The organism is Microbacterium sp. A20 (assembly GCF_004794515.1).
Taxonomy (GTDB): domain Bacteria; phylum Actinomycetota; class Actinomycetes; order Actinomycetales; family Microbacteriaceae; genus Microbacterium.
Genome location: NZ_SSDF01000085.1, coordinates 105,017 through 124,005, shown reverse-complemented (window position 1 = coordinate 124,005; position 18,989 = coordinate 105,017). Strand labels below are relative to the sequence as shown.

23 protein-coding genes are annotated in these 18,989 nt (G+C 71.2%); 13 read left to right on the top strand and 10 right to left on the bottom strand.

The window, feature by feature from the left end; all coding sequences use genetic code 11:
* Positions 1–93 precede the first annotated feature (93 nt).
* The gene (locus tag DW298_RS14630; protein WP_136043191.1) at positions 94–867 is read left to right on the top strand and encodes a DNA-formamidopyrimidine glycosylase family protein; all 774 of its coding nucleotides are present in this window, start codon (positions 94–96) and stop codon (positions 865–867) included.
* A 34-nt stretch (positions 868–901) separates the two neighbouring features.
* Here DW298_RS14630 and DW298_RS14625 read toward each other — a convergent pair whose 3' ends face one another.
* Positions 902–1,603, bottom strand: a complete 702-nt coding sequence (locus DW298_RS14625) for a WYL domain-containing protein (RefSeq protein ID WP_136043190.1) — start codon at positions 1,601–1,603, stop codon at positions 902–904.
* Between the two features lie 73 nt (positions 1,604–1,676).
* On the opposite strand from DW298_RS14625, the gene DW298_RS14620 reads away from it, so the two are divergent.
* The 3 genes from DW298_RS14620 to DW298_RS14610 all read left to right on the top strand — a co-directional run bounded on the left by DW298_RS14620 (position 1,677) and on the right by DW298_RS14610 (position 3,496).
* On the top strand, positions 1,677–2,444 hold the full coding sequence (locus DW298_RS14620; RefSeq protein WP_136043189.1) for an alpha/beta fold hydrolase: 768 nt from the start codon (positions 1,677–1,679) through the stop codon (positions 2,442–2,444).
* A gap of 109 nt (positions 2,445–2,553) precedes the next feature.
* A complete protein-coding gene (locus tag DW298_RS14615) occupies positions 2,554–2,766 on the top strand; it encodes a hypothetical protein (RefSeq protein ID WP_136043188.1) in 213 nt (70 codons plus the stop codon).
* 322 nt (positions 2,767–3,088) lie between these two features.
* Positions 3,089–3,496: a DapH/DapD/GlmU-related protein gene (locus DW298_RS14610; RefSeq protein WP_136043187.1), complete on the top strand. Its 408-nt coding sequence runs from the start codon at positions 3,089–3,091 to the stop codon at positions 3,494–3,496.
* A gap of 59 nt (positions 3,497–3,555) precedes the next feature.
* On the opposite strand, the gene DW298_RS14605 is transcribed toward DW298_RS14610, so the two are convergent.
* Together DW298_RS14605 and DW298_RS14600 are read right to left on the bottom strand one after the other, a co-directional pair.
* The gene (locus DW298_RS14605; RefSeq protein WP_136043186.1) at positions 3,556–4,215 is read right to left on the bottom strand and encodes a response regulator transcription factor; all 660 of its coding nucleotides are present in this window, start codon (positions 4,213–4,215) and stop codon (positions 3,556–3,558) included.
* Positions 4,208–5,455 carry an ATP-binding protein gene (locus tag DW298_RS14600; protein ID WP_136043185.1) on the bottom strand — a complete coding sequence of 416 codons (1,248 nt, stop codon included), beginning with the start codon at positions 5,453–5,455 and terminating at the stop codon, positions 4,208–4,210. Before DW298_RS14600 ends, DW298_RS14605 begins: the two co-directional genes overlap by 8 nt.
* A gap of 114 nt (positions 5,456–5,569) precedes the next feature.
* On the opposite strand from DW298_RS14600, the gene DW298_RS14595 reads away from it, so the two are divergent.
* Genes DW298_RS14595 through DW298_RS14580 form a run of 4 tightly spaced genes read left to right on the top strand, consistent with a single transcriptional unit; the run spans position 5,570 to position 9,036 of the window.
* On the top strand, positions 5,570–7,225 hold the full coding sequence (locus tag DW298_RS14595; RefSeq protein ID WP_136043184.1) for a PspC domain-containing protein: 1,656 nt from the start codon (positions 5,570–5,572) through the stop codon (positions 7,223–7,225).
* The gene (locus DW298_RS14590) at positions 7,225–7,533 is read left to right on the top strand and encodes a hypothetical protein (RefSeq protein WP_136043183.1); all 309 of its coding nucleotides are present in this window, start codon (positions 7,225–7,227) and stop codon (positions 7,531–7,533) included. The genes DW298_RS14595 and DW298_RS14590 overlap by 1 nt, the downstream gene beginning before the upstream one ends.
* A 10-nt stretch (positions 7,534–7,543) precedes the next feature.
* Positions 7,544–8,284 carry a LysR family transcriptional regulator substrate-binding protein gene (locus DW298_RS14585; RefSeq protein WP_136043182.1) on the top strand — a complete coding sequence of 247 codons (741 nt, stop codon included), beginning with the start codon at positions 7,544–7,546 and terminating at the stop codon, positions 8,282–8,284.
* A gap of 35 nt (positions 8,285–8,319) precedes the next feature.
* Complete coding sequence (locus DW298_RS14580; RefSeq protein ID WP_136043181.1) at positions 8,320–9,036, top strand: GMP synthase; 717 nt, start codon at positions 8,320–8,322, stop codon at positions 9,034–9,036.
* A gap of 45 nt (positions 9,037–9,081) precedes the next feature.
* Here the strand turns inward: DW298_RS14580 and DW298_RS14575 are convergent, their stop codons facing one another.
* Both DW298_RS14575 and DW298_RS14570 read right to left on the bottom strand, forming a co-directional pair.
* On the bottom strand, positions 9,082–9,552 hold the full coding sequence (locus DW298_RS14575) for a glutaminase (protein WP_136043180.1): 471 nt from the start codon (positions 9,550–9,552) through the stop codon (positions 9,082–9,084).
* The gene (locus DW298_RS14570; RefSeq protein ID WP_136043179.1) at positions 9,549–10,763 is read right to left on the bottom strand and encodes a cation:proton antiporter; all 1,215 of its coding nucleotides are present in this window, start codon (positions 10,761–10,763) and stop codon (positions 9,549–9,551) included. The genes DW298_RS14575 and DW298_RS14570 overlap by 4 nt, the downstream gene beginning before the upstream one ends.
* An 86-nt stretch (positions 10,764–10,849) precedes the next feature.
* Between DW298_RS14570 and purU the strand changes: the two genes are divergently transcribed.
* The gene (gene purU, locus DW298_RS14565) at positions 10,850–11,701 is read left to right on the top strand and encodes a formyltetrahydrofolate deformylase (RefSeq protein ID WP_136043178.1); all 852 of its coding nucleotides are present in this window, start codon (positions 10,850–10,852) and stop codon (positions 11,699–11,701) included.
* 234 nt (positions 11,702–11,935) lie between these two features.
* On the opposite strand, the gene DW298_RS14560 is transcribed toward purU, so the two are convergent.
* Positions 11,936–12,982, bottom strand: coding sequence for a nitronate monooxygenase (locus tag DW298_RS14560; RefSeq protein WP_136043177.1), 1,047 nt, complete (start codon positions 12,980–12,982; stop codon positions 11,936–11,938).
* 96 nt (positions 12,983–13,078) lie between these two features.
* Between DW298_RS14560 and DW298_RS14555 the strand changes: the two genes are divergently transcribed.
* Together DW298_RS14555 and yidC are read left to right on the top strand one after the other, a co-directional pair.
* Complete coding sequence (locus DW298_RS14555; RefSeq protein WP_136043176.1) at positions 13,079–13,351, top strand: DUF6412 domain-containing protein; 273 nt, start codon at positions 13,079–13,081, stop codon at positions 13,349–13,351.
* A 66-nt stretch (positions 13,352–13,417) separates the two neighbouring features.
* A complete protein-coding gene (gene yidC / locus DW298_RS14550; protein ID WP_136043175.1) occupies positions 13,418–14,197 on the top strand; it encodes a membrane protein insertase YidC in 780 nt (259 codons plus the stop codon).
* On the opposite strand, the gene DW298_RS14545 is transcribed toward yidC, so the two are convergent.
* From DW298_RS14545 to DW298_RS14535, 3 genes are all read right to left on the bottom strand, one after another.
* Positions 14,169–15,086, bottom strand: a complete 918-nt coding sequence (locus DW298_RS14545; RefSeq protein WP_136043174.1) for a DMT family transporter — start codon at positions 15,084–15,086, stop codon at positions 14,169–14,171. The genes yidC and DW298_RS14545 overlap by 29 nt on opposite strands.
* A 140-nt stretch (positions 15,087–15,226) precedes the next feature.
* Entirely contained in the window at positions 15,227–16,111 is an 885-nt protein-coding gene (locus DW298_RS14540) for an SDR family oxidoreductase (protein ID WP_136043173.1), read from the bottom strand.
* A 162-nt stretch (positions 16,112–16,273) separates the two neighbouring features.
* Positions 16,274–16,621, bottom strand: a complete 348-nt coding sequence (locus DW298_RS14535) for an ATP-dependent DNA ligase (protein ID WP_136043207.1) — start codon at positions 16,619–16,621, stop codon at positions 16,274–16,276.
* Between the two features lie 186 nt (positions 16,622–16,807).
* On the opposite strand from DW298_RS14535, the gene DW298_RS14530 reads away from it, so the two are divergent.
* Positions 16,808–17,332: an FHA domain-containing protein gene (locus DW298_RS14530; protein WP_240745146.1), complete on the top strand. Its 525-nt coding sequence runs from the start codon at positions 16,808–16,810 to the stop codon at positions 17,330–17,332.
* 29 nt (positions 17,333–17,361) lie between these two features.
* Positions 17,362–17,862: a CinA family protein gene (locus tag DW298_RS14525; RefSeq protein ID WP_136043172.1), complete on the top strand. Its 501-nt coding sequence runs from the start codon at positions 17,362–17,364 to the stop codon at positions 17,860–17,862.
* 31 nt (positions 17,863–17,893) lie between these two features.
* Here the strand turns inward: DW298_RS14525 and DW298_RS14520 are convergent, their stop codons facing one another.
* The gene (locus DW298_RS14520; protein ID WP_136043171.1) at positions 17,894–18,982 is read right to left on the bottom strand and encodes an alcohol dehydrogenase catalytic domain-containing protein; all 1,089 of its coding nucleotides are present in this window, start codon (positions 18,980–18,982) and stop codon (positions 17,894–17,896) included.
* Positions 18,983–18,989 lie beyond the last annotated feature (7 nt).

Sequence of the window (18,989 nt, the reverse complement as noted above, 5' to 3'; positions counted from 1 at the left end):
GCCCGCCACGATGCCTCCCCCGCCGGCACCGCACGCCGCGCCGTCGCCGCTTCCGCCGCCCCCGCATCTCGGCGCGGGATCCGGAGCCTCCTGATGCCCGAGGGCGACACCGTCTTCCGCACCGCGAGGCGCCTCGACGAGGCCATCGCCGGCGCCGAGGTCACGCGCTTCGACCTTCGCGTGCCCCGCTTCGCGACGCTCGACCTGACCGGTCAGCCCGTGCACGGAGTCGTCCCGCGCGGCAAGCACCTGCTCATGCGCATCGGCGACAGCACCCTGCATTCGCATCTGCGCATGGACGGCGCGTGGTTCACCTACCGCCGAGGCGAGAAGTGGCGGCATCCGGCCTTCAAGGTCCGTGCGATCGTCGGCACCTCCGAGCGCGAGGCCGTCGGCGTCGACATCGCCGAGATCGAGGTCGTCCCCACTCGCGACGAGGACCAGCTCGTCGGCTACCTCGGCCCCGATCCGCTCGCGGACGACTGGGATGTGGCCGAGGCCCTCCGACGACTCGGAGCCGACACCCGCAGCATCCACGTCGCCCTCCTCGATCAGCGCAACGTCGCGGGATTCGGCAACGAGTACGCGGCAGAGCTCCTGTTCCTGCGCGGAATCGTGCCGACGCGTCCGACGCCCGAGGTTGACCTGGCCGCCCTCCTCGACCTCGGGGTGCGCACCATCCGCACCAACCGCGACCGCCGCCACCGCACCTTCACGGGCATCGACCGTCCGGGCCAGGGCACTTGGGTCTACGGCCGCGCCGGGCGCCCGTGCCGCCGCTGCGGAACCCTCATCCGGCGCGGCGAGCAGGGCGCCGATCCGACCCGCGAGCGCATCACGTTCTGGTGTCCGGTCTGCCAGCGCTGACCTCGCAGCGCCGCTGACGGCTCGACCGAGTCGGTCACTCGCTGCGGCGCCCGTGCACCGGCCGGGCGTTCGCCGGCGGGGTCCCGACCTCCTGCACGGTGTGACCGCTGCATGCGCGGGTCGTCATGCGGGCCTGCTCGATGCGTGACACGACGAACCAGCGCATCGCGTCGCGCAGAAGGCACCAGCCGACCAGGTACCACTGGCCGTTCGTGGAGGCGAACATCACGGGCTCGATCTCACGCGCGGTCGTGGCACCGGTGAGGGAGGTGTACCGGATCCGGATCGTCCGCTGCTCGGCCATCGCCTCCTCGAGCACCGACCGGACGGCGCGGGAGGACGGGGGCGATCCATCGACCCACACTCGACGCCCCAGGTCGGCTGCCCTCTCCCGCGTGCGGGGATCGAGGACGTCCATGATCTTCTGCACCCCCGCCGATGCCAGATCGGAGTAGGGAGCATCGGGCGCCGCCGACACAGCCGCCAGGAGTGCCACGGCCTGGGCCGGCGACAGGGTGACGGGCGGCAGGGATGCACTCGACGCCAACCCGTAGCCGCCGCCGGGCCCCGGGCGCGACCACACCGCCGCGCCGCTGCTCGCCAGCGCGGCGAGGTCTCGCTTCACCGTCCGCACCGATACCTCGAACTCGGCGGCGAGGCGCTCCGCCGTGTATCCGCGCGTGCCGTTGCGGCGCAAGATCTCCGTGAGCGCATGGAGCCGTTCGGTTCGCTTCACCGCCGGCACCTCGTGGATTTCATGACAGAAATAGTGCCATACAGCTGTCCGGAGCGGCTGCGAGCATCGAGATATGACGACAGAAACACGGAATCCGACCATCATCCTCATCGCGGGCCACTGGCTCGGCGCCTGGGCCTGGGACGAGGTGCGGGAGGGTCTGACAGCGAACGGTCAGGACGCCATCGCGATCACGCTCCCCGGTCTCGATGCGCACGATCCCGAGCGATCCTCCCGGACCCTCGACGATCAGGCCGCGGCGATCGAAGAGGCCATGACACGCGCGGGCGCCTCGGCGGAGCAGCCCGTGGTGCTCGTGGGCCACAGCGGGGCCAACGCTCCGCTCAGCATCGTGGTCGACCGGCATCCGGAGCTCATCCGCCGGATCGTCTGGGTCGACTCCGGCCCCGTCGCACCGGGAAGCGTCTTCGCGCCGGAGCTCCCCGACGCGGTGGAAGAGCTGCCTCTGCCGCCCTTCGATGTCCTCGGAGAGCAGGCCAGCCTCGAAGGTCTGAGCGCCGAGATGCTCGAGCGCTTCCGTGCCCGAGCCGTCCCCGAGCCCGGGCCGGTGCTCCGGGAGCCCGTCGAACTCACGAACGACGCGCGCCGCCGGGTCCCCACCACCCTCGTCTGCTGCTCCATCCCCAGCGCACAACTTCTGGAACTCGCCCGCGCCGGGCATCCCATGTTCGCCGAGGTCGACGCCCTCGATGATCTCGAAGTCATCGACCTCCCGACCGGACACTGGCCGATGTGGAGCCGGCCTGCGGATCTCGCGCGGGTGATCGGCTCCGCGGCGACCTCGGCCGACGAGGGCGCGTACACGCGAACAAGCTTGTAGGCACATGTAAAGTGTTACCGTTCGTCGGCCTCCAGCGACATCAGACATTTGAGCCGAAGGCACCGCGATTCCTCTCTTGAACGGAGAGGAAGAGCCGACAGGGGGCACCATGGAACCAGACCAAGAAGAGAGCTCGGAACCGTACCGTCAGGATTTCGCGCAGATGCCCGGAATCAATGGCAATCCGATTGGCGCATCCTTCCGCGAGCTGTCGCCAGAAGACACGACACGACGAGGCATGATGTGGTCCTCGATCGGGGTCGGTGCACTCGTCGTGGGCACCGGCATCTACTTTCTCGGAAAGTGGTTGCACTGGTTCTGAGACACACCACAGAACCCTGCCTCAACAGAAGTGCCCGTGGTCATCACCACGGGCACTTCTGCGCGTGCACGCAACTGCACCCGTTTGAAATCGTGATCGGGTCCGCCAGACCGCCGGACCGCCATGATCATGGCACGAGCTGATTACTCCGGGGGGATCGGCTCCTCCTGCTGCACCCGATAACGAGCGTCCTCTTTTCGCACCGCCTCTCTGGAGGCCGGAGAGAACCTCTCACGCGCTCCCTACATCCATCCGCGGGAATGAATCCGCCCCTGCCGTGGTTGTTGATATATCCGGAGAACTCCGGAGCACGGGAGGAATCGTGGGTAAGAACTACGTCGACATCGAGAACGACCAGGGCGCGACGCTGCGGTACCGCAAGCACGCGAACGGTCGAGGTCTCGTCGCGCATGGCGCGAAGGTGCATCCGAAGGCGCACATCGAGGCGGGTGCCTATATCGAACCGGGCGCGCGCATCGGCGCCGGGGCGACCATCGCCCGCGGCGCCTGGATCGACGAAGACGCCGTGGTCGGCGAGGGCGCGTTCGTCGACGCGCACGCGCACATCGGCCAGGGCGCTGCGGTCGGCGATCACGCATACGTGGGTGTCCGCACCGACATCGGCGCCGGAGCGCGCATCGTCCGCGGCGCCAGGATCGGCGACGACGAGACGGTCGCCGCAGGCCTCACCATCGCGACGGACCAGAAGGGCCTCTGGCTCGCAGCCTGACCGGCCCGCCTTCGCGGTGAGCGCGCGCCTCGCAGCGTGACCCGCCCACCGCCCGGCGACTACAGCAGTCGCCGCTCCGACGCCCACGCGGTGAGTTCGTGTCGCGACGAGAGCTGCAGCTTGCGCAGCACGGACGACACGTGGGTCTCGACCGTCTTGATCGAGATGAACAGCTCGGAGGCGACCTCTTTGTAGGCGTAGCCGCGGGCGATCAGTCGCATGACCTCCTGCTCGCGCGCCGAGAGCCGGTCGAGCTCATCGGTCGCGGTCGCGGTCTCACCCGCGACCGCCCCGAACGCGTCGAGCACGAAGCCGGCGAGCCGCGGAGAGAACACCGCATCGCCGTCGGCCACGGCATGCACGGCCTTGCTGACCTCGATGCCGGACGATCCCTTGGTGATGTATCCCCTCGCCCCGGCACGGATCACGCGCACGACATCGGCCGCGGCATCCGACACGCTCAGCGCGAGGAACCGTGCCGCGGTCGGCACCGAGCCGCGGATCACGGCCTCTCCCCCGGTCGCATCGTCACCGGGGCCGCCGGGCAGATGCACGTCGAGCAGCACCACATCGGGCTGCGTCGCGCCGATCACGGCCAAGGCGGACGGCACATCCGCCGCCTCGCCCACCACGTCGACGCTCGCATCGAGGTCGGCGCGCAGGCCGGAGCGGAAGATCGAGTGGTCGTCGACGATCACGACGCGGATGCTGTCAGCCACGGTTCTCCTCCCTGGTGGGCGCGGGTCGCGCGGCCTGCCGATCCTGGTGCGCGCTCGACGTGATGCTCAGGTGCACCTCGGTGCCGTTCTCGTCGCTGCGGACGCCACCCGAGCCGCCGGCGCGGCGCATCCGGCCGATGATCGACTCCCGCACGCCGAGGCGGTCGCTCGGCACATCGTCGAGCGAGAACCCGGCACCGCGGTCGCGGATGAAGACGTCGACACCGGTCGCACTGCCCTCGATGTACACCGAGATCTCACCGCCCGCGTGCCGCGCCGCGTTCAGGATCGCCTCTCGGGCCGCGGCCGCCAACTCACCACTCGCGCGCTCGGCAGACAGGCCGGCCGAGACCACGTCGATGCGCACGGGGTAGTCGAGCTCGAGCGCCCCCGCATAGTCGCGCAGATCCGTCGGCAGGTCGCTGTCGGCCGGGGCGTCGCCGTCGTACAGCCACGCCCGCAGCTCACGCTCCTGCGCTCTGGCGAGCCGAGCAGCCTCGCTGGATGCACCGGCCCTGTTCTGGATCAGGGCGAGCGTCTGCAGCACCGAGTCGTGCAGGTGCGCGGCCATCTGGCTGCGCTGCTCCTCGCGGATGCGGCGGACCCGCTCACCGGAGAGCTCGCGCCAGCGGGGTATCAGCGCCGACGAGGCCACGGCGGCGAGCCCGGCGAGCGGGAGAAGCACCAGTGCCACTCCCGACCGGGCGACGGGCCAGGACAGCAGCACTGTGAACAGCAGCGCCAGCAGCAGGATCGAGACGACCCGCACGGTCATCGTGTGCCGCGGCCCGCGAGCCGTGTCGGTGCGATCGATGAGGGTGGCCCACAGCCCGGCACCGGTCGCGAACGCTGCCGCGCCACCCACCACGACCACGGCGAGACCCGAAGGGATCGACCCGTTCAGCCAGTCGCTGCCCCCACGCCAGACCAGCACGACGAGCGCCCCGACGGCGGCAGGGGCGAGCAGCAGCCAGGCCACCGGCATCCGCCTCGTCGGTGCGCTCTCGCCCTCGGCCCACGGGGTGAAGACCCAGCACCAGGCGTAGAGCAGGATGCCGGCGCCGCCGCAGAGGCTGAGCGCGATGAACAGCGCCCGCACCAGCCCCACGCGCACGCCGAGGTGACGCGCGAGACCGGCGCTCACGCCGGCCACCAGACAGTCGCGGTCGCGGGTCAGCGGCGGGCGCGGCGGCGCCGCCACGCGCGGAGGTCGCGCAGAAGCGTGCGCCGAAGAGGACATGACGCCATCCAATCATCCGCGTGCCCTGCCCGGGTCCTCCCCGGCGCAGAATCAGGGGTCGCTCAGGGGTTCCCCCCATGGCAGGGAACCGACCGCTGCCGCCAGGATCGAAGCATGACGATTCCGACTGCGCCACCGCCCCCCGCCGACCACGCCGCTCCGGCCACCGGCACACCGGGCACCGGCATCCCTCGCGGAGCCGAACGCTTCCTCCTCTGGGTCGCCGGGCTCGGCGTCGCCCGCTCCGAGGGCTGGCTCGGCGGCGTCTCGGCGGGCATCGCCGCACGCCTGCGCATCGACCCGCTGATCGTCCGCGGCGTCCTCGTGGTCGCGGCCCTCTTCGGCCTGCCGGTCATCTTCCTCTACGCCGCGGCCTGGGCGCTGCTGCCGGATGTCGACGGCCGGGTGCACGTCCGTGATCTGCTCCGCCGCGACTACCAGCCGGTGCAGTGGGGCATCCTCGCGATGGCCGTCATCGGCCTGTTCCCGACCGCTCCGCTCGCCGGACGCCTCTTCGGGCTCGGCTACGACGGCTGGTCGGCCCTGTCTCTCATGAGCTGGATCATCGGCCTCGTGCTCGTCGCCGTCCTGCTCATCCTGATCGTGCGTGCTGCGAGCCGCACCCCGGGTGCTTCCGCGCCGGATCTGCCGATGGCTTCCGCAGATCAGGCGGCCCCGGCCGCGTCCGTCACCCTCGGCGGTTCGGGTACCGCCGAGGGGACGGACGCCACACTCCCGTACGGCACGTATGCCGCGCCGGATGCCGACACCGTGGTCGCGAACACCGTGGTCGCATCCGATGGCTCGGCATCCGAGCTCCCGCCCCTCGACCCCGCCGCGACCGCCGCAGCCGTCGCGGCGTTCGACCCCGCAGCGACGGCAGCGATCCCGCCCGCACCTCCCGCTCCCCTTCCCCCTGGTTCGCAGGACCCGGCTGCCCTCGAGGCGTGGCGCGCCCAGCACGCCGCCTGGAAGGAACAGGACCAGACGTGGCGACGCCAGCAACAGGATGCCGAGCGCGCCGCCCGCGACCAGCTGCGCCGCGAGCGCCAGGCCGAGGCCGCCGTGTTCGCCGCCGAGGCCGCCGAGCGTCGCCGCATCCGCCGCGCATCGAACCCGCGCGCCGGCTTCGCGTTCGCCGCGACCATCCTCGGTCTCGCGATCATCACCGGGGCCGCCGTCGGTCTTGTCGCGGGTGGCGAACTGGTCGGTGTCGCCCTCGGACTGCTCGCCGCCGCCCTCATCCTGGCGCTCGGCATGATCGTCGCCGGAGCCTTCCGCCGACGCAGCGGCTTCCTGGCCTTCGCGACCGTCATCACCCTGGTGGGTGGCCTCATCGTCGGCGGGTTCTCCACCCTGCAGGGCTTCACCCTCGGCTGGGCGTCGGTCACGAACTACCGCGCGGAGCACATCCGGCAGCCGTTCGGCGAGCTCAACGTGTCGCTGAATCAGCACGACGACGCGCCCCGGCCGATCGTGATCGAGAAGGGCTCCGGCACGACCTTCATCCAGGTGGATCCGGGCGTCCAACTGCAGCTGCGTGCGACCGTCGACACGGCGGACGTCACCTGGACCCGCGTCGACGCCGAGTACTACAACGTCATCGATTCCGGCACCTGGTCGGCCACGCAGCGCGGCGGGGAGTCGGTCGTCGTCGAGAACATCTCTGCGGAGAACGCGTCGACCACCACCATCCAACCCGTCACCATCGATCAGAACAGCGGCGAGATCTCCATCACCGTCGTCGAGCCGAAGAAGGAAGACCAGTGATGAGCACTCCCCCGATCACCGAGACGACCACCCGTCCCCGCACCCGCTGGGCGGCCATCATCTGGGGACTCCTGTTCGCTTCCATCGCCGCCGTCGCGCTCAGCCAGCTCGCCGACGCCACCCGTCGTGAAGCGATCGCGGACACGCTGATGACCATGACGCCCACGACGATCACCGCGATCGTCCTGCTCACCGCCGGTGTGCTGCTGCTCGTCGGCGGGGCCGCGGGTCTCATCCGTCGTGCACAGCGGAAGCTGGCGGCGGCGACCGAAGACCGACGAGAGGTACCGGGCCCGCTCGCCGAGTAGCCTTGTCCCCATGGCGAATCAGGGAAGACGGCCCGCGAAGGGCGCAGGCCGCGGCACACCCGTACGCCGGAACAAGGCCGCTCCCGCCGAGCGGTTCCCCCCGCAGAAGCCCAAGAAGAAGACGGCCAAGGTCGTCTTCGATGCCCCGCAGACCGAGCCAGAGGCACCGCGCACCTTCCGTCTAGGCGCGGTGCCCGGTGCGACTCCGGGCAAGTGGATCGACGCGTGGAAGCAGCGGATGCCGCGCGTGCCGCTCGAACTCGTGCCGATCGAGGCCGCCACGCAGCGCACCGCCCTCGACGAGGTCGATGCCGCCCTGGTACGGCTGCCCCTGACGGACGAGTCGCTGCACATCATCCCCCTGTACGACGAGCTCCCGGTCGTCGTCGCCGCGGCCGACTCGCACCTGATGGCCGCGGAAGAGCTCACATCCGCCGACCTGGAGGGCGAGATCGTGATCGGCCTCACCGACGACGTGCTCGGAGCCCTCGACCTGCCGGGGACGACGCCGGCGAGCTTCGCCGCGCTGCCGACCGACCAGGCGATCGCGGTCGCGGCATCCGGAGTCGGCATCATGATCGTGCCGATGTCGCTCGCCCGGATGCATCACCGCAAGGATGCCGATCACCGCGTCCTCGCCGACGGACCGACCTCGACCGTCGCTCTCGTCTGGCCGCGTGAGCGCACCACGCCCGACGTCGAGACGTTCGTCGGCATCGTCCGCGGTCGCACCGCGAACTCCTCCCGGTGACCGGCGACGTTCGTCGCGCTCGTTAGAATCTCCTGATGGCCTCGCTCCTCTACGTCTGCGTGCGCCCCGAGCTCGGGGCGGCGGATGCCGAGCACGCATCGTTCCGGCGGGCACTCGGCGTCGACGTCGTCGACCGGCTCGACCTGCTGCAGACGCCGCTCGACATCGCACGGGTGCGCGGGTACGACGGGGTCGTGGTCGGCGGGTCTCCGTACAACGTCTCCGACGCGGTGAAATCCACGGAGCAGCTGCGTGTCGAGGCCGACCTGCGCACGTTGGCCGATGCGGCGATCGCCGCCGAGGTCGCCGTGTTCTTCACCTGCTTCAGCATCGGCGTCGTGACCCGCATGCTCGGCGGCGAGGTCGTCACCGACACCCCGGAGCCCGCGAGCGCCACCGTGATCGACGTGACCGAAGCCGGCGCCGCCGACCCCGTGTTCGGCCCCAGCGGCTCTGCGCTGACGGTCTTCACGGCGCACAAGGAGAGTGCGGAGAGCACCCCGACCGGCGCGGTGCTGCTCGCGACCAACGACGTCTGCCCTGTGCAGGCCTACCGCGTGGGCACGCACCTGTACGCGGCGCAGTTCCACCCCGAGCCCACTCCCCGCGACTTCGCCGACCGGATGACGTTCTACCGCACCACCGGCTACTTCGACCCCGACGAGTTCGACGCCGTGCAGCAGCAGGTGCTCGCGGCATCCGTCACCGAGGGCGCGGCACTCCTCCGGCGATTCGCCGAGACGTTCGCCTGAGCCGGGCCGGACTGAGTCAGCCCGGATCGAATCAGCTCGCCGACGTCAGCTCGCCGCTCCGTCACGCAGCAGACCGACGCGCTCGCGCAGGTATGCCTCCAGGGGCATGAACCCCCCGGCCGTGCTCCAACGCACCGACGGGACCCCGTCGACCAGAGACAGCGGACCCGACGAGCCCCCGGCATCCACCGCATCGACGTCGATCACGCTCCACCCCACGTGCACGACCTCACCCTCGCCGAAGCCACCGCGCAGAGCCTCGGCCCGGCGCTCGGCACGCTCTCGCGCCGACTCGGCCGTGTAGCCACGGCGGCCGGGGTCGGCGGCCCGCAGCACCTCGGCGGTCGCCAGCGCGTGGGTCTCGGTGAGCAGCAGCACGCCCAGATGCCAGGCCTCACCCACGCGCACGATGCGGCGGCCCCGCCACCGGGAGTCGCGCTGCTCGCCGAGACCCTCCTTCGGAGCCCCGGCGAGATCGGCCACGGCGGCCGTCAGCAGAGCGGATGCCGAGGTCACAGCTCCCCCTGCAGCGACTCGCCCGCGCGTGCCGGACCGACGACCTCTTCGCGATCCCCACGGAGGGTCATGCCGATCAGCGGATACAGCAGTACCGAGAGCATGCCTGCTCCGACGAGGGCCGCGGCCGTGCCGGTGTCGAGCATGTCCTGATCCACGCCGATCGCGGTGACCGCGACGATGATCGGCAGTCCGGTCGCGGCGAGCAGGCCGAGCGCCGCACGGTCGCGCACGCTCATCCCCGCTGGAGCCGAGAGCTGCGCGGCCGCACCGCGGATCACGAGCAGCGCGATCAGGAAGATCGGCACCAGCGCCAGCGCCGCGGGCGAGGTGAGCAGCGCCTGCAGGTCGAACGTGACGCCGGTGTAGAGGAAGAAGATCGGCACGAGGAAGCCGAACGCGATGGCCTCGATCTTGCTCTCGACCTGCTCGGCGGATTCCTTGGGCGCCCGCGCCATGATGATGCGCCAGACCGCGCCGGCCACGAACGCGCCCAGCAGCATGTCGAGGTCGAGCATCACGCTGAGTCCGACCAGCGCGGCGATGAGCAGGATCACGAAGCGCACCCCGAACTGGTCGGAGGTGTGCAGGGTGGCCAGGACGATGCGGTGCAGACGACCGTGCGGCACGCGATGCGCCAGCAGCACTGCGAGGCCGGCCAGCACGACGAAGGTCAGCAGCACGGCCGTGGCGATGGGCGTGGTCCGCGTGCTCAGGAAGATCGAGATCGCGATCAGGGGCAGGAACTCGCCGACGGCCCCGATCGTGCTGATCGCCCGACCGAAGGGTGTGTCGAGCTCGCGCGCATCGCGCAGGATCGGCATCAGCGTGCCGAGCGCCGTGGAGCTGAGCGCGATCCCGATCACGACCATCCCCTCGCCCGGCGCGAAGAAGAACCCGAGGCCGATGCCCAGCAGCACGCTGAGCAGCCAGCCGGCTGAAGCCCGGGCGAGCGGCTTGCCCGCCACCATCTTGAAGTCGATCTCGGTGCCGGCCACGAAGAACAGCAGCGCCAGACCGAAGTCGCTGAGCTTCTCCAGCAGCGGCCCCGGCTCGACCCAGCCGAGCACGGCGGGTCCGACGAGGATGCCGAGCACGAGCTCGAACACCACGATGGGCACCCGCACCACGGGGCGCACGCCGCGGGCGAGCAGGGGCGCGGCGACGGCCAACAGGGGGATCAGCACCAGGCCGAGGTCACTCGCTTCCACGAGACTCAGAGTAGCGAGTCGCCTCCCGCGATTCGCCCCCGCTGTGCATCCACGGCAGAATCGATGCACACCCTCGAGGAGCCCCCATGTCTCAGCCCGATACCGCCCGCCTGCTCATCGCCTGCGACGACCAGCCCGGCATCGTCGCCGCTGTCGCCGGGGTGCTCGCCCAGCACGGCGCGAACATCATCTCGCTCGACCAGCACTCCACCGATTCCGAGGGCGGACGCTTCTTCCAGCGCACCGTGATCCACCTCGACGGGCTCTCCGCCGCACGCCCGGCCCTCGAAGCCGACATCGCCGCCGTGGCCGAGCGCTTCGGGATGGAGTGGTCGCTGCACGACGTGGCCCGGCGCAAGCGCGTCGCGATCTTCGTCTCCAAGTACGACCACTGCCTGATGGAGCTGCTGTGGCGCACGCAGCGCGGCCAGCTCGACATCGACATCACGATGGTCGTCTCCAACCACCCCGACCTGGCGGAGTCCGTCCGCTCCTTCGGGGTGCCGTTCGTGCACATCCCCTCCGGCGACAAGGCCGCGATGGAGCAGCGTCAGCTGGAACTGCTGCACGGAAACGTCGACCTGGTGGTGCTCGCCCGCTACATGCAGATCCTGACCGACGACTTCATCACGCGCCTCGAGGTGCCGGTGATCAACATCCACCACTCGTTCCTGCCCGCGTTCATCGGCGCGAACCCGTACGCGCGCGCCAAGGACCGCGGCGTCAAGCTCATCGGCGCGACCGCGCACTACGCGACGGCCGACCTCGACGAGGGCCCGATCATCGAGCAGGATGTCACGCGCGTGACCCACTCCGAGTCGGCGGCTCAGCTGCAGAGCCGCGGCGCCGACGTCGAGCGCCTGGTACTCGCCCGCGCCGTGCAGTGGCACGCCGAGGACCGCGTGATCGTGCACGGCAAGTCCACGGTCATCCTCTAGCCCCCGGTCCTCCGCCCCGGTCCGCACCCGCCGCTCCGGTCCGCACCGTGCGCTCCGGTCCGCACCCGCCGCCCCGGTCCGCACCCTCCGCTCCGGTCCGCACCCGCCGCTCCGGTCCGCACCCGCCGCTCCGGTCGCAGTTCCTGCCGCCCCGAGGCCGTCAGCGCGGCAGAAACTGCGACCGGAACACAGCCGCGCGGCAGGAAGTGCGACCGGAACACAGCAGAGCGAACGTCAGGGAGCTTCCGGAGCCCCTGCGAGCAGCTCGGCGAACACCTCGGCGGCGGAGTCGTACTGCACGAGCGGTGCGGCCTGACCCATCCACAGCGACTGCAGCTCACCCAGGTTCTGCTGTCCGGCCGCGGTGCGGAAGCGGCCCGTGAGCCAGTTCTGCATCGGGAACGGCGCGATCGTGCCGCTCGCCTCGATCGCCCGCACGGCGCGGTTGCGCGTGCCGCGCGCCAGTCGACCGCTCATGGCCCGCGTGAGCACGGTCTCGTCGGCGGCGGTCGAGCGGATGGCGTCGCGGTGCGCCGGATTCGTGGCCGACTCCGACGTCGCGAGGAACGCCGTCCCCACCTGCACGCCCGAAGCCCCCAGCGCGAACGCCGCGGCCACCCCCCGCCGATCGGCGATCCCACCCGCCGCGATCACGGGCACTCCGACCGCGTCCACGACCTGCGGCACCAGGGCGAACGTCCCCACCAGCGACTCCTCGGCCGGGCGCAGGAACGACACCCGGTGGCCGGCCGCTTCTGCCCCGGTCGCGACGACGGCATCCACGCCCGCCTCGTCCAGGGCGACGGCCTCGGCCACGGTGGTCGCCGTACCGACGACACGGATGCCGCGGCGACGCGCCTCTTCGACGACCGCCGCTGTCGGCACGCCGAACACCACGCTCAGCACTGCGGGCGCGATCTCCCAGATCGCCTCGAGCTGTTCCTCGAGCGGCGGGTTGTACCGCTCCGGCCGGGCCGGCACGTCGACACCGACCGCCTCGTAGAACGGCTGCAGCGCCTGCGCGAAGATCGTGTGCTGCGGGTTCGGCTCGACCTCGTCGCCCGTGGGCAGCCAGATGTTCACCGCGAACGGCCGGTCGGTCGCCGCACGCAGCTCGGCCCCGGTCGCGCGGATGCGGTCGCCGTCGTATCCGTACAGGCCGAACGAGCCGAGTCCGCCGGCGTTGCTCACCGCGGCGGTGAGCGAGGTCGAGGAGAGCCCGCCGAACGGGCCGAGGATGATCGGATGCTCGATCCCGAGCAGGGCGCGAAGGTCACTCATGCTTCGACGTTACGCCCGCAGCGCAGGCGGACGGTCGACCGTGACGGCCGGTCTCGCAGGCCCCGGTGCTACCCTCGGCTGCAGAGGGGAGTGCGCATGAGCGAGTGGTTCGGGCAGATGCTGAGCTTCGTCGCGACCGCACTCGGACTCGTCTCGATGCCGGATGCCGCGGCCCTCGGCCTCGCCATCGCACTGCTCGCCGTGACGGCGCTCACGCTCGCGGTCGTGCTGAGCGTGCGCCCCGGAGCCACCTCAGATGCCCCGCATCCGCTGCGGGCCATCGACGTCGGAACCCTTCTCACGCAGAGCGATCCTGATGCTGCAGGGCATCCGCGCCCACGGGCGCCGGGAGTCGCGACCGCCGCGTAGTCCGTCCGTACGACGGGACAGCGCGGCCTTCGCCGACCCTTCCCGACGCCACGAACGGACACTTCCATGGACCCCTTTGCCTTCCCCCCTCTCGCCGCCCTGCTCGACGCCGCCTACGGCGCACTGACCGGGCTCTCCGACCTCCTCACCCCGATCGCCGGGGCGTCCGCCGCCGCCCTCGCCGTCGTGCTCGTCACGCTCTTGGTGCGGGCACTGCTCATCCCCGTCGGCATCTCGCAGGCCAAGGCCGAGCAGACCAGGGCGCGCCTCGCCCCGAAGCTCCGCGAACTGCAGCGCCGCCACAAGAAGAACCCCGAACGCCTGCAGAAGGAGATGATGGCGCTGTACAAGGCCGAGAACACCTCGCCGTTCGCAGGCATACTCCCGGTGCTGGCGCAGGCCCCCGTGGTCGGCATCCTCTACACGCTGTTCCTCCGGCCGGAGATCGCCGGGCACCCGAACGAGCTGCTCGCGCACGACCTGTTCGGCGCTCCGCTGGGCACGAGCCTGGTCTCGGCGCTGTTCGGCGGCACGGCGACGCCTGCGACGTTCCTCGTCTTCGGGGTGCTGCTCGCGGTGATGATCGCGGTCGCCGAGGTCACCCGCCGGGTGTTCCGCCCGACGCCGGTCGAGGGCGACGACTCGCCGCTCAACTCCCGGACGATGCTGCGTGTGATGTCGTCCCTGCACTACCTGACGGCCGTGTTCGCGGCGTTCGTGCCGCTCGCGGCTGCGCTGTATCTGACCGTCACCGTGGTGTGGACGCTCGTGCAGCGCGTCATCCTGCGTCGACGGTTCCCGCTGCCGACGCCGGAGGTCAGTCGGGCAGCGGTATCGGGGCGGTGAAGGGGCCGGAAGGGCCGCCGTCACGGCGGTCCTTCCGCACACCGAGTGTCGTCCCCACACTGGCGGCGATCACGAGGGCGACGGCCAGCATCCGCAACGGAGTCGCGTCCTGACCGAGGATCAGCCAGCCGGCCAACGTCGCGAACGCGGGCTCCAGGCTCAGGAGCACCCCGAACACGCGCTGCGGCAGACGGCGCAGCGCGGCCAGTTCGAAGCTGTACGGGATCACCGACGACAGCACCGCGGTGATGGCGGCGAGCAGCAGCAGCTGCGGATCCATCGCGACGGTCGACGCTGCCGGGATGCCGACCGGGATGAGCAGCACGGCCGCCACGACGAGCCCCATCGCGAGGCCGCTGTTGCCCGGGATGAGGGCGCCGACGCGGGCGCTCATGCGGATATACATCACCCAGAACCCGGCGGCGATGAGGATGAACACGAGCCCGAGCGGGTCGAGCGGCTCGGCCCCGATCAGGCCGTCGATGCCCAGCGCGACCATGCCGAGGAGGGCGACGCCGACCCAGGCGGCATCCGCGAGGCGACGGGTCAGCACCGCGGCGAGCACGAGCGGGCCGAGGAACTCGATCGCGACCGCCGGGCCGAGCGGGATGCGGTCGATCGCGGCGTAGAAGAAGCCGTTCATCGCGGCGAGCGAGACGCCGAAGAGCACGGCGGCGAGCCACTGCGAGCGGGTCCACTTTCCGGGCCGCGGCCGCACGATGACGACGAGGAGGATCGCGGCGATCGCGACGCGCAGCGAGGTGACACCCCACGGCCCGAGCACCGGGAAAAGCTGTGCAGCCACGGCCGCCCCGAAGGGCAGCGAGAGGCACGAGCCGATGACGAGTGCGACGCCCACGAGGGGTCCGGACGCCGCGGGCTTCTGCACCAGACAAGCTTAGGCGGGCGGCCCGCGTCGCCGCGTCGCCGCGTCGCCGAGACCCCCGGTACGCGCCGAGACCCCGGGCTGCATGCGCCGCTACCCGGGGGTTTCGACGCGAAGGCGGGGTCTCGGCGGCAGAACCGAGCTCAGAGCGGCTTGCCGCCCGTCACCGCGATCACCGAGCCCGATGTGTACGACGACTCGGCCGAGGCGAGGTACACGTAGGCCCCCGCGAGCTCCGCCGGCTGGCCCGCGCGTCCGAGAGGCGTGTCCTGGCCGAAGGTCGCCAACCGCTCGGCATCCCAGCCGGTCGCGGGGATCAACGGCGTCCAGATCGGACCGGGCGCCACGGCGTTCACCCGGATGCCCTTGGGGCCGGCCTCCTCGGCGAGTGCCTTCACGAAAGCGACCTGAGCGGCCTTGGTCATCGCGTAGTCGATGAGGCCCGGCGACGGGTTGTAGGCCTGGACGGATGCCGTCACGATGATGCTCGCGCCCGGCTCCAGGTCGGGGTATGCGGCGCGGGCCGAGAACAGCAGGCCGACGAGGTTCGTGTCGAACACGCGCCGCATCCGGTCGGTCTCCAGGCTGTCGAAGCCGTCGATGTCGTGCTGGTAGGCGGCATTGAGCACGAGGGTGTCGAGTCCGCCGAGCTCGCTCCGCGTCCGGGCGACGATATCGGTCGCGAAGGCCTCGTCCCGCAGGTCGCCGGCAAAGCTCACACCGGTGCGTCCGGCCTCCCGGACCAGGGCGAGCGTGTCCTCCGCGTCGTCCTGCTCCTCCGGCATGTGTGCGATCGCGACATCGGCACCCTCTCGCGCGAAGGCGATCGCGACCGCCCGACCGATGCCAGAGTCGCCACCGGTGATGAGCGCGCGGCGCCCTGCCAGGCGGCCGTGGCCGACGTAGCTCTCCTCGCCGTGGTCGGGGTCGGGACGTGTCAGCTCCGTGAGCCCTGGCTGATCCTGCTGCTGCGCGGGGAAGCCTTCTTCGCGATGCGCGTGCCGCGGGTCGGAAGTGCTGTCGGTCATGGCCGATCCTCCTCGTCTCGGGGTGTCCGACCGACTCTTCCCGATCGACGGCCGCGGGTGCAGGGGGTTGACAGCCCGGCAGGGAGGCGGCGACGTGCGGGGTCCATCCCCGGCCGCTCTCGAGGCCGTGCGCGACGGCAGCGGCGCGGACGCCGCAGCGGATCAGAGCTGAGGCGTGACCGGGATCTCTTCCGTGCCCGGCTCCGTACCGGCCTCGGCGGGCTCGGGTACGAGGTACAGGCCGCTCGGCGCGTTCGCGGTGAAGGCCAGCGCCTCGATCCACGCCCGGTTGATGGACGGCTGGCGGCTGCCGAAGTACTTGAACACCAAGGAGCTGCCCGGCTGGATCCACACGGTCGTGCGTCCGCCACCGACGCTCGCGTCTTCACGCCAGCTGAACGGGAACGGCTCCCCGCGCCGCAGCTTGGCGGTGATGACCAGCTGCAGGTGGGTGAGAGCGCGGTCCTCGATCTCGGTCTTCACTCCGCCTTCGTAGACGAACTTGCCCATTCTGTGCTCCTTGGTCGCAGCCTGGCCGAGACGACGGCTCACTCCATTCTCGCTCACGCGGCGACAGTATTCCGCCTCTGTTCCGCACGAAGGCGGGTGCGTGTCCGCCATCGCGAAGTCAACCCCCTCGGCAGAACACGCACGCCCGCTTAATCTCGGATACCCGAGCTCGAGGAGGGCACTGCCATGAACGCACGACACATCGACGACCGCCCCGACGAGGGCTACACCCCCGGAACCACACACGCCGAATGGGGCGCGGGCAACCCGCGGCTGCGCATCACCCGCGACGACGAGCGCACCGAATTCGCGCTCGAAGCGGATGAGGTGCGGATCGGGTCCGCCGAGGGCAATGAGCTGCGCCTGGCCGACACCGACCCGGTGCACGCCACGATCACGCACGATGACCGCGACGAGTACGTGCTGACCCTGCACGGCGCAGGTGAGATGAACGCCAGTGCCGGCGCAGACGCCACGCACCCGGGCGAGGACACCGAGACGCTCCGCACCGGAGCACACTTCACGGCGGGGCCGTGGACTCTGGTGTTCGCCCGCGACGAGTTCGCCGACCACGGGCGCCCGTACGGCGGCCGCAAGGGTGGCGAGTACTCCGATCAGCCGCTGCAGCCACCGCGTCCGGACTACGACGGCGACGGCGACGGATCCACGCAGGATGGGTCTGCTCAGCCTGACGCCGCGGAGAACGCGTAGGGAAGACACGGGCTGAAGGGCATCTCCCAGTGACCGAACACATCGAGCGACTGAGCGACCTCGCGCGCGAACGCGGTCTCCGTGTGGCCGTGGCCGAATCTCTCACCTCCGGCCAGCTGGCGAGCACGGTGGGAGCGGGTTCCGAGGCGTCCGAGTGGTTCGCCGGCGGCGTCGTGGCGTATCTGACCGATGTGAAGGAGCGCGTGCTCGGGCTCGTCCCCGGCACGGATCCGTGTTCCGCGGCGTGCGCCGAGCAGCTCGCGACGGGGGCTCGCGACCTGCTCGACGCCGACCTCTGCGTGTCGACGACCGGAGTCGGCGGGCCCGATCCCGAGGGAGGCCATCCCCCGGGCACGGTCTACCTCGGATGGGCGACTGCCGATGCCGTCGGACACCGTCGGCTGGCGCTCACCGGCGACCCCGAAGAAGTGCTGGCGGCGACGGTCGAGGCTGCCGTCCGGCTGCTCGCCTTCCATGCGGAAGGTCTGCGACAGGCGGGTCCTCGCCGGAGCGGACAGCAGCCCGCGTAGGTCGTCGGTGGGGCTGGCTGGCGTCGGCGGGTCAGTGCCCCGGCAGCAGGCCGATCCGCAGGGGTGCGCCGGGCGCCGCCGCCTCCGCGAGCGCGGCATCGATCTCGTGGAGCCCGCGCACCGCGCCGACCGCGTCGCCGAACGGATAGGCGCGTCCGCGTCCCGCCAGGAACCCGACGGCTTCGGCGAGCTCGGTTCCCGTGTAGTTGTGGATGCCGGTGACGGTGACCAGGCGCCGCACGATGCTCTCGGCGTCGAACGGCACGGGGTCGGCGGGAAACACGCTGCCGACGAGCACCACCGTGCCGCCGACGGCCACCCCGTCGACGGCCGCGCTCACGGCATGCCCCGAGGCCTCGATAACGACGTCGGGCTCCCGGTCCAGACTCGTCGCCCCGAATCGGGCGGCGAGCGCGCGGCGTTCCGGGTTCGGGTCGAGAACCTCGACCGTCGCTCCCTGCTCCGCGGCGATCGCGGCGGCGGAGAGCCCGACGAGCCCGGCCCCGTGGATCCGCACGGCGGCACCCTCGAGGTCATGGTCTCGCGCAGCCCTGGCGACTGCCGCCCAGGCCGTCGCGGTCGCACACCCTGCGGGGGCGAGGACGGATGCCGGCAGCGCCTCGGGCACGCGCACGATGGCGGTTCCCTCACGCAGCTGCACGTGACTCGCGAACGCACCGGTCAGGTCGCCGTGGGCGCCGACCCGGTCGTGCCCGTACTTTCCCAGGTTGCGGCACTTCTGCGGCATCCCCCGCAGGCATCGGTCGCAGCTCGCGCACGAGATCGTCACCGACCACACCACGCGATCGCCGATGCGCAGCGGGGTGCCGTCGACGGTGTTCGCACCGGTGTCACCGGTCGCGATCACCCTGCCGACGCTCTCGTGACCGAGCACGAGAGGGGTCGGGGCGGATCGTCGTCCCTGCACCGTGTGCACGTCGGAGCCGCAGATCGTCGACATCTCGACCGCCACGAGCACGTCGCCGTCGGCCAGCGCGACCCCCGGCACGGCGATCGTCTCGTGCGGGTGGCCCTCGCCGATCCAGACCATCGCCGTCGCCGCCGGGCGCAGCGCGACGTCACGGCGGTGACCGGGTGGACGGACCAGCAGCGTTCCCATGTCGATC

Coding starts and splice junctions, on each gene's coding strand:
- DW298_RS14585 (WP_136043182.1), top strand. CDS start 7,544: ATGGCGAATCAGGGAAGACGGCCCGCGAAGGGCGCAGGCCGCGGCACA.
- DW298_RS14530 (WP_240745146.1), top strand. CDS start 16,808: ATGAACGCACGACACATCGACGACCGCCCCGACGAGGGCTACACCCCC.
- DW298_RS14535 (WP_136043207.1), bottom strand. CDS start 16,621: ATGGGCAAGTTCGTCTACGAAGGCGGAGTGAAGACCGAGATCGAGGAC.
- DW298_RS14540 (WP_136043173.1), bottom strand. CDS start 16,111: ATGACCGACAGCACTTCCGACCCGCGGCACGCGCATCGCGAAGAAGGC.
- DW298_RS14615 (WP_136043188.1), top strand. CDS start 2,554: ATGGAACCAGACCAAGAAGAGAGCTCGGAACCGTACCGTCAGGATTTC.
- DW298_RS14560 (WP_136043177.1), bottom strand. CDS start 12,982: ATGAGTGACCTTCGCGCCCTGCTCGGGATCGAGCATCCGATCATCCTC.
- DW298_RS14580 (WP_136043181.1), top strand. CDS start 8,320: ATGGCCTCGCTCCTCTACGTCTGCGTGCGCCCCGAGCTCGGGGCGGCG.
- DW298_RS14595 (WP_136043184.1), top strand. CDS start 5,570: ATGACGATTCCGACTGCGCCACCGCCCCCCGCCGACCACGCCGCTCCG.
- DW298_RS14590 (WP_136043183.1), top strand. CDS start 7,225: ATGAGCACTCCCCCGATCACCGAGACGACCACCCGTCCCCGCACCCGC.
- DW298_RS14600 (WP_136043185.1), bottom strand. CDS start 5,455: ATGTCCTCTTCGGCGCACGCTTCTGCGCGACCTCCGCGCGTGGCGGCG.
- DW298_RS14620 (WP_136043189.1), top strand. CDS start 1,677: ATGACGACAGAAACACGGAATCCGACCATCATCCTCATCGCGGGCCAC.
- yidC (WP_136043175.1), top strand. CDS start 13,418: ATGGACCCCTTTGCCTTCCCCCCTCTCGCCGCCCTGCTCGACGCCGCC.
- DW298_RS14630 (WP_136043191.1), top strand. CDS start 94: ATGCCCGAGGGCGACACCGTCTTCCGCACCGCGAGGCGCCTCGACGAG.
- DW298_RS14520 (WP_136043171.1), bottom strand. CDS start 18,982: ATGGGAACGCTGCTGGTCCGTCCACCCGGTCACCGCCGTGACGTCGCG.
- DW298_RS14555 (WP_136043176.1), top strand. CDS start 13,079: ATGAGCGAGTGGTTCGGGCAGATGCTGAGCTTCGTCGCGACCGCACTC.
- purU (WP_136043178.1), top strand. CDS start 10,850: ATGTCTCAGCCCGATACCGCCCGCCTGCTCATCGCCTGCGACGACCAG.